This window comes from Clostridium sp. OM05-6BH (assembly GCF_003481635.1).
In the GTDB taxonomy this organism is placed as follows: domain Bacteria; phylum Bacillota; class Clostridia; order Lachnospirales; family Lachnospiraceae; genus Butyribacter.
In genome coordinates, this window is the sequence record NZ_QULH01000002.1 from 183,554 (window position 1) to 195,967 (window position 12,414).

Consider the following 12,414-nt stretch of genomic DNA (forward strand, 5'->3'; position numbering starts at 1 on the left):
CAAGGAAGACACAGAAAGAGCAGATGGAACTGTAAGGATAGTTATGTCTGCTCTTTTTTTCGAATTTTCACTTGTAATTTATGCGGTTTATATTATAATTAATTATGTGTATTTCTATGTTTAAATAACGTGGACAACCTTACCACCTTGATTTACAGGGCTGGAGATGATGTCCCGGCATATTGCAGATATAGAGCAGTGGATAGAAAGGAGTTGGAGCTATGATATCATCGGGAGCATACAACTACATCAATGTGTTGGAAAAGACATGTGATGCAAGTTGGACTAGAAATTCGTTGATTTCCAACAACATAGCAAATGTGGATACCCCTAATTACAAGCGTAAAGATCTAAAGTTTGAGGAATACTTAAGCAGTGCGGTAACACTTGGGTCTTCTTTGGATGAGGATATTGCAAATGTTGACCTGGATACGCTGACCGGGACCACCTATACAGACTATGGCAATGTTGATTATCGTTTGGACGGTAATAATGTCGACATTGATACAGAAAGTGCGGAATTGGCTAAGAACCAGATCAAATATTATACAATGTTAGATTCGGTCAGTCAGGAGTTTTCGCGTCTTAAGATGGTTATGCAGAAATAATTTGTGTTTCTGAGTGCAGGCTGTAAGCATGAGAGTAAAACAGTTATACAGAAATGGAGAGAACTATGGGAAATGTTTTTTCAGCGATGAACATCAGCGCAACCGGTATGACCGCGCAGCGCACTCGTTTAGATGTGATTTCGCAAAATATTGCTAATGTGAACAGTACCAGAGATGCTGATGGTAACGTGTACCGTCGCAAATCTGTTATTTTCGAGGAGAAGAGCTACCCGACATTTAGCGACACGCTCGCCGGTGCAACCGGAATGATGGGTAAGGGAGTTAAGATCTCTGAGATTTTTGAGGATACGGAGGAGCCGCTTAAGATGGTGTATGATCCGACGCATCCGGATGCCGATGAAGACGGATATGTTTATTATCCGAACGTAAATACAGTGACAGAAATGACAGATATGATTGATGCCAGTCGTTCTTATGAAGCAAATGTCACTGCGTTCAATGCTTCCAAAAATATGGAATTAAAGGCATTGGAGATTGGGCAGTAATTAAGAGAAAATAACAAAGGAAAGGTATGAAATAATATGGATCTAACGGCATTATCAGGTGTTGATCTGATGACAGCGTTTCAGACGCCGCAGGTTGCTTCTAAATTGACTGACAAGTCTGACTCGATGTTAGTGGAGTCGGAGCAACAGGGAACTGCGTTTGACAGTGTGTTTCAGTCTGCACTGAATCTTATCGAAGAAACCAATGCATACAGCAATGCTGCGGAGGAAGAGGAAATTAAATATGCATTAGGAGAATCCGATAGCATACATGATCTGCAGATCGCACAACAGAAAGCGAATGTATCATTGCAATATACGGTTGCGGTGAGAGATGCAGTTGTTGATGCGTATAAAGAAATTATGAATATGCAGTTCTAATAAAACCCGATACATAAGGGAGTAGGAGAGTCTTGTTATGCAGGAAAGAATTAAACAAATCCCCACGAAATTTGTGGAATTTTGGAATAAATATACCGGAGTGCAGAAGACGATCATTATAAGTGTGATCTGTGTTGTTCTTCTCGCGATCGGACTTACAACGTATTTTGTATCCCGACCGACTTGGGTAAAATTTAATGAATTTAATAATCTAAATGATGCGAATGCAATGGCAAAGGCATTGGATGATGCAAATGTTTCGCACAAATCTTCAAAAGATGGATTGACCTTATATGTCCATGATGATGATATGACGGATGCGTTGTATACAATGAGCGATAACAATTTAGTAGATACCGGATATACATGGGACAGTGCATTTAACAATTCCATGTCGACAACAGAGAGCGAAAAAGACCAAAAGCGTATTTTGGCGTTGCAATCTGATATTCAAAAGAGTATGGTAAAGTATTCTTTTATTGATGATGCGGATGTATTTATCGATGTTCCGGAGAGTACATACAGCATTTTGGATGAGGAAGGTAAAACATCTATTACAGCGCGCATTACCGTAAATAAAGAAAATGAAGATAAGCTTGATCAGGCGACAGCGCAGGCGCTTGCATACTGGCTTGCAAATGCCGTTGGAACGGATGTTGAGAATGTTATTATCAACGATACCGATGGAACATGCTGGTATAATGGTTCGACGTCCGGTGGCCTTGGAACAGCCATAAATGGCGGTGTTGATGAATATTGCGAAAAATTACGTAATACGATGGCGTCCAACGTGACCGATCTTTTGGTGAAATTAGATTACGATGATGTGCAGGTTGGTACGCAGGGTATCGCTTTCGATATGACGAAAGCAGAAGAACTTTCGAAGGAATATAAGGTTGCAGATGGTCGAGATTATGGTTATCCGACAAAACTGTATAATTATGTACAGGAGGGAAGCAACGGTGTATCCGGCGAACCGGGAACCGGTTCCAATGATGACGATACGGATACCGTGATCAATAAAGGAAACAATTCGTCTAATTCTGTTAAGATTGAAAAATATGAGGGACTTCTGACAGATGAAACGATCAAAAACATTAAGAAAGAAATACCGACGGTACAGAAGGATCAATCCAGTCTGGCTATCGTAGCACTGCGTTACAAAGTATATAATGAGGCAGATCTGGAGAAAGATGGCAGTTTGGATAATATGACCTTTGAGGAGTATATTGCAGCCAATAATAAACGTACGGAGATCCAGCTGACTACGGAACAGATCCAATTAGTAGCGAATGCTACAGGTGTAGATACCGGTAAGATAACGGTGTTAGCATATGAAGTACCAAAATTTGTAGCAAAGACAGACACATCCCGCTCTTTGAAAGATTATTTAATGATCATCTTAGCGGTACTTATCATTGCACTTTTGATATTCGTTGTACTTCGCGGAACAGCACCGGTTAAGGTGGCAGATGAAGAGCCGGAACTTTCGGTGGAGCAATTGCTTGCCACAACCAAAGAGAACCAGTCCTTAGAGGATATAGAATTTAGTGATAAATCAGAAACGAGAAAGATGATTGAGAAATTTGTGGATGAGAATCCGGAAGCGGTGGCACAGCTGCTGCGTAATTGGCTGAATGATGATTGGAGCTAAGCGGCAGAAGAACATGAATTAGACAGTTTTCGAGAAAAGAGGGTGAAACATGGCAAGATCAGAAGAACTTAGTGGTGTACAAAAGGCGGCAGTCCTGTTGATCGCATTGGGACCGGACAAGTCTGCAAATGTTTTTAAGCACCTTAAGGAAGATGAAATTGAACAATTGACACTGGAAATATCCAATACCAGAAGCGTCTCACCGGCAATGAAAGATCAGGTGTTGGATGAGTTCTATGATGTGTGTCTGGCACAGCAGTATATTGCAGAGGGCGGTGTTGCCTATGCGAAAGATCTGCTTGAGAAAGCATTGGGAGCAGAACGTGCCAAAGATGTGATCGGAAAATTGACTGCATCTCTGCAAGTCCGACCGTTTGAATTTGTTCGAAAGACAGATGCCAGCCAATTACTTAACTTTATTCAGGATGAGCATCCACAGACAATTGCACTCATTTTATCCTATCTGTCTTCCGGACAGGCATCTGCAATTATTTCTGCATTGCCGCCGGATAAGCAGACGGATGTAGCAAAACGTATTGCGCAGATGGACCGTACATCACCGGATGTGATCAAAGAGGTCGAGAAAGTATTAGAACAAAAGTTATCTTCTTTGGTCAACCAGGATTACACCGTGGTTGGTGGTGTCGATGCTATCGTAGAGATTTTGAATACGGTTGATCGTGGAACCGAAAAACATATTATGGAGAGCATGGAGATCGAGGATCCGGAGCTTGCCGACGAGATCCGCAAGAAGATGTTTGTATTCGAGGATATTTTGTCCTTGGACGACCGTTCTGTGCAGCGTGTACTTCGTGAAGTGGATAATAACGAATTAGCGATCGCCCTCAAAGGTTCCAACGAGGAAGTACAGAATCTTATCTTCAGCAATCTTTCCAAACGTCTTGCCAGCATGATCAAAGAAGACATGGAGTTTATGGGACCTGTGCGTATGAAAGATGTTGAGGAAGCACAACAGAAGATCGTTAATATTATTCGCAAATTGGAAGACTCTGCAGAGATTATCATTTCCAGAGGTGGAGGTGACGAGATCGTTGTCTAATGTATTAAAATCGGTCTACTTTAATGTGGATGCAAAGCAGAAGCATATCATTGATTCGGAACAACGAATGGAAGAGCTGATCCCACAGATGTATACAGCGGAGGAATCAAAACAGGATTCCTATACATTTCAACCGCTTACGGCTGAGGAGTTAGCATCGGGACAGGCACAATCGTTTCAAGATGGGATACCGGTCATCCACATGGATGATGTACGCGAGGAAGAACGCCAAAAACTATCTGATGAAGTGAACAAACAGGTAATGCAGGAAAAGAATGACATTCTTGCAAAGGCGGAGGCAGAAGCAGAGGAACTCGTACAACATGCGACACAACAAGCTGAACAGATTAAAACCATGGCACATTCTGAGGGATTTGATGCCGGTAAGCAGGAAGGACTTGCGGCTGCGGAGGAACAGTTACAGCAGATAGAAGAGGAACTGCGTCAGTCGGTGGAGCAGGAGTTAGATCAGATCAGACAGCAGAGACAGCAGATGGAATCATTTTTTGCGGATCTGACAGCAAAACTTGTCGAGAAATTAACCGGACAGGTGTGTGCAGAAAATAAAGAGGTAATTTTACATCTGATCCAAAATGCAGAAGGCACGTTGGATCGGCCTAAACAGGTTGTTCTTCGGGTTTCAGGAGAAGATATGGCAGTTGTGTCAGGACATAAAGCGGAGTTAAAGGAACAGCTCCCGGAGCAGACGGAATTTGATATTTTAGAAGATGCCAGCTTGTCTGCCAATCAATGTATTATTGAGACAGAGGATAAAATGATTGACTGCAGCTTGGATGTACAGTTACAGAATCTGCAGGAAAAGCTGCATACTTTGGCGTTATAAGAGCATCGCATACAGAAAAGTTAGTTTGCCACAGAGATAGAGGAAAAGGAGTGAGACCGGATGGATTTCATGGATTTATCGAAATATAATATATTGTTGGAACAGTCCTATGAAAAGCGTCTGGGCAAAGTGGCGAAAGTAGTCGGCCTTACGGTGGAATCGATAGGACCGAGCGCAAAATTGAATGATTTATGTCACATTATCACCAAAGATACGAATCAGGTGATCAATGCAGAAGTGGTAGGATTTCGTGATGATCGTGTATTGTTGATGCCGTATGATTCTACAGAGGGTGTTGGCGTTGGCAGTCGCGTAGAAAATACGGATGCACCGCTTCAGGTAATGGTCAGTGATGATATTTTGGGATGTGTGTTAGATGGACTGGGCAGCCCGATGGATCATCATGAGATTCAAGGTGGGGTGCCTTATTCAGTTGAAGCACAACCGCCGGATCCATTGACAAGACAGCTGATCGATGAGGTGCTGCCGCTTGGAGTGAAAGCGGTAGATGGTCTGATCACGGTAGGTAAAGGACAGAGAATCGGCATCTTTGCCGGTAGTGGCGTCGGTAAGAGTACGCTGCTCGGTATGTTTGCCCGCAATACAAAAGCGGATATTAACGTGATCGCACTGATCGGAGAGCGTGGCAGAGAGGTGAGAGAGTTTATTGAACGTGATCTTGGCCCGGAAGGAATGAAACGATCTGTGATGGTCGTCGCAACTTCCGATAAGCCGGCACTGATCCGTAAGAAAGCGGCGATGACAGCTACGGCGATCGCAGAGTATTTTCGAGATCAGGGCAAAGATGTACTCTTGATGATGGATTCCTTAACTCGTTTTTCAATGGCACAAAGAGAGATTGGCCTTGCTTCCGGCGAGCCGCCGGTTTCCCGCGGTTACCCGCCAAGTGTTTATTCGGAAATGCCCCAGCTTCTCGAGAGAGCCGGGCGTTCGGATAAAGGTTCTATTACCGGTCTGTATACGGTATTGGTCGATGGTGATGATTTTAATGAACCGATTGCAGACACCGCACGAAGCATTTTGGATGGACATATCGTACTGGATCGAAAGATCGCACATTCGAATCATTATCCGGCGATTGACATATTACAGAGCATTTCTCGTGTTATGAGCAGTATTGTGACGGACGAACACAAAAAGGCGAGTGGCCGGTTAAACAACGTATTGGCGACATATCGAGAGGCAGAAGATCTGGTCAATATCGGTGCATATAAGCCGGGATCCAATAAAAATATTGATTATGCCCTGGAAAAGATAGATGCGGTGAATGACTATTTGATGCAGGGGGTCAATGAAAAATTCACTTTTGAGGATGAAGTAAAAATGTTATGTGACATTTTCGAGGAGGAATAGTCTAAATGGCAAAGTTTGTGTTCAAAATGCAAAATATTTTGGCTGTTAAAGAAAAGCTGGAAAGTCAGGCAAAAGCTGAGTACGGTTTAGAAATTTCCAAATTACGGGAAGAAGAGCAAAAAAAGATTTTGCTGGAACAAAAGAAACTGTATTATGAACAGCAGTTGACGGAATGTTTGCATGATACATTGGATATGCCGAGGATCAAGCAGTATGAGCAAGCTGTGGAGGATATGAAGATCTGTATTCGTGAGCAGCAGCACATCATAAAACAGCAGGAAGAGAAAGTTGCCAAAGCGAGAAAAAAACTGGATGATGCCATGAAAGAGCGTAAAACATATGAAAAGTTAAAAGAACGTGCTTTTGAAGAGTTTAAGCTGGAGCTGAATGTTGCAGAGCAGAAAGAAGTAGATGAACTGGTAAGTTTTCGACATGGCAGCAAGATAGAAAGTGAGGATTAAGAAAATGGCAAAAAAAGACGATAAAAAGATTAAGGGGATTGATCAGCCGGAAAGTGCAGGAAGTAAACTGGTGACTGCGCTGATCGCATTGATCATTATCATAATCTGGCTTGTGGTTTTTGCTTTTTTGATAAAGCTGGATGTGGGAGGTATCGGCAGTAATGTGCTGTATCCGGTACTGAAGGACGTTCCGCTTGTTAATAAAATATTGCCGAGTGTTTCAGAGGAACAGCAGGCAGAGGAAGGCAACTATAAATATACAACATTAAAGTCGGCAAATGCCCGTATTGAAGAGTTGGAGGGACAACTTGCTTCCGAATCCGGAACGACCAGTGCAAATTCGGATTATATCAAAAATCTGGAGGCGAAGGTAAAACAGCTGCAGAAGTATAAAGACGATGTAGACGCATTCAATAAGCGGGTGGCGGAATTTGATGAAAAGGTAGTATTTACAGACAATGCGCCGGATGCTTCGGAATACCGCAAGTATTACGAAGAAATTTCACCGGACAATGCAGAGAAAATATATCGACAGGTTGTAAAGTCTGAGCGTTCTACAGAGAAGGCAAAAGAGTTGGCAACTTATTATTCGAATATGGAGGCGGCTTCAGCGGCGCAAACGCTGCAGGAAATGAAGGAAGATCTGGATCTGGTGTGTGATATAATTGAAAATATGCCGGAGAAAAAGGCTGCTGCGATCCTTCAGGAAATGGATAGCACATTTGCAGCACAGATTTCTAAAAAGATATCTGCCATCGATAAATAATGACAGATGTCGGTATGCCATAGTATGATGTATATGACAATGGGAGTGTGATCACGAACTTTGTCGTTTACATAAAATAATTGCAATGATCTTTCAGAGATATATTGCCAGAAAAGGAGGTGAAAATGTGACAGTACCAGGAGTTCAGTCAGCTCTTTCCGTAAAAAATGCAGGAGTGGAAATGCTTGCCAAATCTGATAAGACACAGGCTGTGAGCGGAAGTGATCAATTTGGCGCCGTGATGCAGCAGTCTATGACAAAGCAGTCTGCGGATAAATCTTCAAAGGCGGTCGTCAAAGATGCCGGAGACGATGCCGGATATAAGGTACCGGTTGTCGGTGACGGTCAGAATGTGAAAGTAGCACAGTCGCAAAATTCTCAATTAAATGATACCGGTAATGCCAATATATCCGGTGAATTGGTAGAGGATATTGTGAAAGATGTGCTGAAGCTGGATGATGATCAGATGGATGCAATATTAGCGGCGATGGGTATTACCGTGTTGCAATTATTAGATCCTCAGATTTTACAGCAATTTGTTCTTACCGCAGAAGGTGCCGGAGACATCACTGATATGTTGACCAGTGAAATGATGTTAGCAGACTATCAGATGATCCTACAGCAATTTGCACAGATGCCGGAGGGCGTGTCAGAAATCTTAGCACAGATGGAGCCGGTATCAGAAGATGATGCCAATTTACAGGGGATTTTACAGGAATTAACCGCTGTAAAGCCGGAGCAAGCGCCTGTAGTATCAGATGGGGAAGTATTACAGAAAGCGGTTAATACGCAAGAACCAGCTATACTTGGCCAGACGCCTTCATCGGATTCGTCAAAAACAATGTCCGGCGAATCGAATGCTTCATCAACCGAGAGTTTTGTACAGACGAGTCAGCCGCAGACTGACGCGTCGGTAGAAGCTGTACCGTTTGCACAACAGTTTGATCTGCAGGGGGCACGTGAAGTGCAGGACGCACCGATGCCAAATCAATCTGTACAGATTATTGAGCAGATTGTAAGACAGATACGAGTATCTGTAACAGATACGACATCAACCATGGAAATGCAGCTTAATCCGGAGCGTTTAGGCAAGGTATTATTAACCATTTCTGCCAAAGAAGGAATGATGACTGCTAACTTTACCGTGCAAACGGAAGAAGCGCGGTTAGCACTCGAAAGCCAAATGTATCAGTTGCGCGATACACTAGAGCAAAAGGAGATCAAAGTAGAAGCAGTATCCATTTCGGTATCTGATTTTTCCTTTGCACAAGGAGGCGGGGATGATGCAGATTCAAAAAATCTGGAACAGGGCGATGGAAAGAGTCGAAGATTTCAATTCGAAGATTCAGAAGAGGAGGCACAGGAAGCTTCTGACAAAGAAGCAGAGCGTGTAAGAAAGAGTGTCATGAGAGATCATGGCGGAAGTGTTGATTTTACTGCTTAAGGCAGTAGCTTTACAGATAGAAAGGAGGCAAAATGAGTTCGATAGCAGATGTTGTAAATGGAAAGCTAAACATTTCAGAAAGTTCTCAGGAAACAGAGCGCAAAGTTGGATCAGAGCTTGGTAAAGAAGAGTTTTTGCAATTGCTAGTGACGCAAATGAAGTATCAGGATCCATTGGAACCGACGGATAATACCGAATATGTATCACAGCTTGCACAATTTTCAGAGTTGGAGCAGATGCAAAACTTAAATTCTACGACGAGCAATACCTCTGCTTTTACATTAGTTGGCAAAGAAGTGTATATTGAGGATCAGTCCGAAGCAGGTGATGTAACGAAAGTTCAAGGCACTGTAGAATATGTGTCGATTCAGAATGGCAAAGCTTACGTTTCGGTTGATGGCACATTGTATAAATATGACAGCATTGTTAAAGTATTGGATGATAATTATGTCATTTCTAACAATATTCCATCTGTACAAAAACAGGCATTGGTATATCGTCATCATGATCCGCAGGATGTAACGGTAGAGGGTATCTCACTCGGTTCACACGGTTATGAAGCCACTAGTTTTGCAGTTGCATTGGTTTCTTCATCCGGGGATACGAAGGCCGTTGATTCAAAGTATTTGTCATACAAGGATGGCAGATTAACAATCAGCAAGGATGCATTCAGTCAAAAGGATGCAGGTATCTATACGGTTGCATTTGTCTTTGATGATGCTAACAAGACAATTATTTCAGACAAGGTCACGATAGAGGTTAAGGGGATCAAGCCGGATAATTCTGATAAAACAGAGAATTCTGACAGCAACACATAGAAAGATGATGCGGGAAAGACAGTATCAGAGTGATTCACGGAGGGATTACTTAGGTAATAAGAAAGAGGTGATGTGAAGATGCAGCGTTTACATAATGGTTATGCAAAATCGATCGAGCAGATGACAGGGCGCTATTTGCAGTCTCAAAGATCGGATAACAAATCTTCTTCCACCAATGAGCAGCTTTCCTTTCAGGAGGTTTTGCACGAAGCAGCGGAGATTAAGCAGGATGCAGTACCTGATCTAAAGTTTTCCAAACATGCCGGCGAACGATTGATCGCACGGAATATCAATCTTTCAAGAGAACAGATGCAGCGTTTGGCAACAGGAACCACGAAGGCACGAGAAAAAGGAATTGGAGAGTCTTTGGTGTTGGTAGATGACTTGGCATTTATTGTAAATGTCAAAAATAATACCGTGATCACTGCAATGGATGATTCCTCGGAGGGAATCTTTACAAACATTGATGGGGCAGTTATCGGGTAAAGGGAATACATACAGCCGGACCTTAAGGAGGCAGTGAAATTCTGAATGCCAGAGGAATTTCAAGACGTATTCCTAAGTTATAAGTTTAGGAGGACAATAATTATGATGAGATCACTTTATTCTGGTGTAGCAGGTTTAAAAACACACCAGACCAAGATGGATGTTATAGGTAATAACATTGCAAACGTAAATACAGTTGGATTTAAGTCGAGTTCTGTTAATTTTTCAGACACTTTTTATCAGACAATGTCAGCTGCAAGTGGTTCGAATGCAGAAACCGGGACAGCTGGTGTAAATGCCAAGCAGATTGGTCTTGGATCTACGGTGGCAGCCATTACCACTAATATAACAGAAGCCGGAGGAACCTCTACGACAAACCGTGCGTTGGATGTAGCGATCAACGGTGATTCTTTTTTGATCGTAAAATCCGGTGGAGAGACGTATTTTACCAAATCCGGTGCATTGAACGTTGATGATGCAGGAACATTGTATTGCACGACCAATGGAGCAACGGTACAAGGGTGGCTTGCTGATAGTGATGGTAATGTCGTTCGTGATAGTGTCAAGGATTTAAAGATCATGACTGAAGATAATATGTATGCCGCACCAACAGCCACAGAAAAAATCACCTTGTCTGGTAATATTGACAAAAATGATAAAAACTTACAGCTTACTACGGCAACGCAGGGCATTAACACAAAAGAAGGATTCCGCATGACCTTTACGTTCTATGATCGTATCGGTGAGGAGTATACGGTACAGATGTATCTGCAGGATTCCGGAACACCGGGAACCTATGATTTGGTTGTGAGTGATGTATGCAATTCCGAGGGAGATTCCATATTTGTGAAGAAGACAACCACAACGACGAATGGTGTCGAAACAACGACCTATTCTGCGACAGGTGTTGTTGTACAGCTCGGTGGAGCAACCTATACGGTAAATGACAATGATATTGATAAGGTAACAGGAAAGTATACCTTATCCGGTACCGGAACAGCTTCACAGGTATTGTTTGACTCAACCAGTGGTGAGTTTGCCGGAACGAAAGAGGCTGGTCTAACCAGACCGGCAACCTCTGTTTATGCCAACAACTCCATTTTGTTTAATGTGGTTACGGTGCCGGCTAACAGCGGTATTGATGATACGTTTACACATTATAATTCACAGAATGATTTAGGTGGTGTAGAAGTTGACGTAAGTTACTTGACACAGTATTCTAAGGGAGGCGTTGGAAACACATCGTACACCAGAGGTGATGCTAATGGCAAGGGAGCAGGTAACGTTGCCGGTGAGATGAGTGGCCTTTCTATTGATCAGTCCGGCAAGATCATTGGAACTTATACCAATGGTGAAAAGAGAGTACTTGGACAGATTGCGGTAACAACATTCTCAAATCCTTCGGGGTTGGAAGCAGTGGGAGACAGTTTGTTTGCAGCATCTATGAACTCGGGATTGTTTGATGGAGTTGGTATGGATATTACCAGTGACGGCGGTAAATTTACGGTTGGTGCGTTGGAAATGTCTAATGTTGATCTGTCTACAGAGTTTACGCAGATGATCACGACACAGCGTGGTTTCCAAGCTAATTCCCGCATTATTACAACTTCAGATACAATGCTGGAAGAATTGGTAAATTTGAAACGTTAACAGTATGAAACATACAGGATCAGCATGATGAATACTTCGTGGTAACAGGTATTTTGCAATATGGATAAATGGTTGCATAAATGTAGACCACCTATTGCGAATATCTGTTGCCATTTTTACATTATGGGAAGAAAGGTGAAGGTATGATTGACGTAACAAAAATGAATGGTATGAACATTACAATCAATTCTGATTTGATCGAGACAGTGGAAGATACGCCGGATACAGTGATCACATTGACTACCGGCCGGAAAATAATTGTAAAAGAGAGTAGACAGACGATAAAAAATTTAGTAAAATCATTTAAGAGAGAATGCACTTTTATGGAATGACATAGAAAGTACAACAAAATGAAATAAGGT

The 12,414-nt window shown here is 42.5% G+C and carries 14 protein-coding genes; all 14 read left to right on the forward strand.

Annotated features, from left to right (window positions below; translation table 11 throughout):
• The first annotated feature begins 221 nt into the window (after positions 1 to 221).
• The 14 genes from flgB (at position 222) to DXB73_RS03385 (ending at position 12,384) form a co-directional block, all read left to right on the forward strand.
• Entirely contained in the window at positions 222 to 608 is a 387-nt protein-coding gene (gene flgB, locus DXB73_RS03320) for a flagellar basal body rod protein FlgB (RefSeq protein WP_022025441.1), read from the forward strand.
• Positions 609 to 673: 65 nt separating this feature from the next.
• A complete protein-coding gene (flgC, locus tag DXB73_RS03325) occupies positions 674 to 1,114 on the forward strand; it encodes a flagellar basal body rod protein FlgC (RefSeq protein WP_022025440.1) in 441 nt (146 codons plus the stop codon).
• Between the two features lie 36 nt (positions 1,115 to 1,150).
• Positions 1,151 to 1,495: a flagellar hook-basal body complex protein FliE gene (fliE, locus tag DXB73_RS03330; protein WP_118506337.1), complete on the forward strand. Its 345-nt coding sequence runs from the start codon at positions 1,151 to 1,153 to the stop codon at positions 1,493 to 1,495.
• A gap of 37 nt (positions 1,496 to 1,532) precedes the next feature.
• Positions 1,533 to 3,149, forward strand: coding sequence for a hypothetical protein (locus tag DXB73_RS03335; RefSeq protein ID WP_118506338.1), 1,617 nt, complete (start codon positions 1,533 to 1,535; stop codon positions 3,147 to 3,149).
• 49 nt (positions 3,150 to 3,198) lie between these two features.
• Positions 3,199 to 4,209 carry a flagellar motor switch protein FliG gene (fliG, locus tag DXB73_RS03340; protein ID WP_022025437.1) on the forward strand — a complete coding sequence of 337 codons (1,011 nt, stop codon included), beginning with the start codon at positions 3,199 to 3,201 and terminating at the stop codon, positions 4,207 to 4,209.
• Entirely contained in the window at positions 4,202 to 5,053 is an 852-nt protein-coding gene (locus DXB73_RS03345) for a FliH/SctL family protein (protein WP_182448185.1), read from the forward strand. The genes fliG and DXB73_RS03345 overlap by 8 nt, the downstream gene beginning before the upstream one ends.
• 60 nt (positions 5,054 to 5,113) lie before the next feature.
• Complete coding sequence (gene fliI / locus DXB73_RS03350) at positions 5,114 to 6,427, forward strand: flagellar protein export ATPase FliI (RefSeq protein ID WP_118506340.1); 1,314 nt, start codon at positions 5,114 to 5,116, stop codon at positions 6,425 to 6,427.
• Positions 6,428 to 6,432: 5 nt separating this feature from the next.
• Complete coding sequence (gene fliJ / locus DXB73_RS03355; protein WP_118690147.1) at positions 6,433 to 6,888, forward strand: flagellar export protein FliJ; 456 nt, start codon at positions 6,433 to 6,435, stop codon at positions 6,886 to 6,888.
• Between the two features lie 4 nt (positions 6,889 to 6,892).
• Positions 6,893 to 7,654 (forward strand): hypothetical protein, encoded by a 762-nt coding sequence (locus tag DXB73_RS03360; protein ID WP_022026248.1) that lies wholly within the window; start codon positions 6,893 to 6,895, stop codon positions 7,652 to 7,654.
• A gap of 127 nt (positions 7,655 to 7,781) precedes the next feature.
• Positions 7,782 to 9,098 (forward strand): flagellar hook-length control protein FliK, encoded by a 1,317-nt coding sequence (locus tag DXB73_RS03365; RefSeq protein WP_182448186.1) that lies wholly within the window; start codon positions 7,782 to 7,784, stop codon positions 9,096 to 9,098.
• Positions 9,099 to 9,130: 32 nt separating this feature from the next.
• Complete coding sequence (locus tag DXB73_RS03370; protein WP_118690149.1) at positions 9,131 to 9,916, forward strand: flagellar hook capping FlgD N-terminal domain-containing protein; 786 nt, start codon at positions 9,131 to 9,133, stop codon at positions 9,914 to 9,916.
• 78 nt (positions 9,917 to 9,994) lie between these two features.
• Complete coding sequence (locus tag DXB73_RS03375; RefSeq protein ID WP_022026244.1) at positions 9,995 to 10,402, forward strand: TIGR02530 family flagellar biosynthesis protein; 408 nt, start codon at positions 9,995 to 9,997, stop codon at positions 10,400 to 10,402.
• Between the two features lie 102 nt (positions 10,403 to 10,504).
• A complete protein-coding gene (locus DXB73_RS03380) occupies positions 10,505 to 12,052 on the forward strand; it encodes a flagellar hook-basal body complex protein (protein ID WP_118690150.1) in 1,548 nt (515 codons plus the stop codon).
• 143 nt (positions 12,053 to 12,195) lie between these two features.
• Positions 12,196 to 12,384 carry a flagellar FlbD family protein gene (locus DXB73_RS03385; RefSeq protein ID WP_022026242.1) on the forward strand — a complete coding sequence of 63 codons (189 nt, stop codon included), beginning with the start codon at positions 12,196 to 12,198 and terminating at the stop codon, positions 12,382 to 12,384.
• The last annotated feature ends 30 nt before the right edge of the window (positions 12,385 to 12,414 follow it).

Coding starts and splice junctions, on each gene's coding strand:
- fliG (WP_022025437.1), top strand. CDS start 3,199: ATGGCAAGATCAGAAGAACTTAGTGGTGTACAAAAGGCGGCAGTCCTG.
- DXB73_RS03370 (WP_118690149.1), top strand. CDS start 9,131: ATGAGTTCGATAGCAGATGTTGTAAATGGAAAGCTAAACATTTCAGAA.
- DXB73_RS03360 (WP_022026248.1), top strand. CDS start 6,893: ATGGCAAAAAAAGACGATAAAAAGATTAAGGGGATTGATCAGCCGGAA.
- fliE (WP_118506337.1), top strand. CDS start 1,151: ATGGATCTAACGGCATTATCAGGTGTTGATCTGATGACAGCGTTTCAG.
- fliJ (WP_118690147.1), top strand. CDS start 6,433: ATGGCAAAGTTTGTGTTCAAAATGCAAAATATTTTGGCTGTTAAAGAA.
- DXB73_RS03375 (WP_022026244.1), top strand. CDS start 9,995: ATGCAGCGTTTACATAATGGTTATGCAAAATCGATCGAGCAGATGACA.
- DXB73_RS03380 (WP_118690150.1), top strand. CDS start 10,505: ATGATGAGATCACTTTATTCTGGTGTAGCAGGTTTAAAAACACACCAG.
- flgC (WP_022025440.1), top strand. CDS start 674: ATGGGAAATGTTTTTTCAGCGATGAACATCAGCGCAACCGGTATGACC.
- DXB73_RS03385 (WP_022026242.1), top strand. CDS start 12,196: ATGATTGACGTAACAAAAATGAATGGTATGAACATTACAATCAATTCT.
- flgB (WP_022025441.1), top strand. CDS start 222: ATGATATCATCGGGAGCATACAACTACATCAATGTGTTGGAAAAGACA.
- fliI (WP_118506340.1), top strand. CDS start 5,114: ATGGATTTCATGGATTTATCGAAATATAATATATTGTTGGAACAGTCC.
- DXB73_RS03335 (WP_118506338.1), top strand. CDS start 1,533: ATGCAGGAAAGAATTAAACAAATCCCCACGAAATTTGTGGAATTTTGG.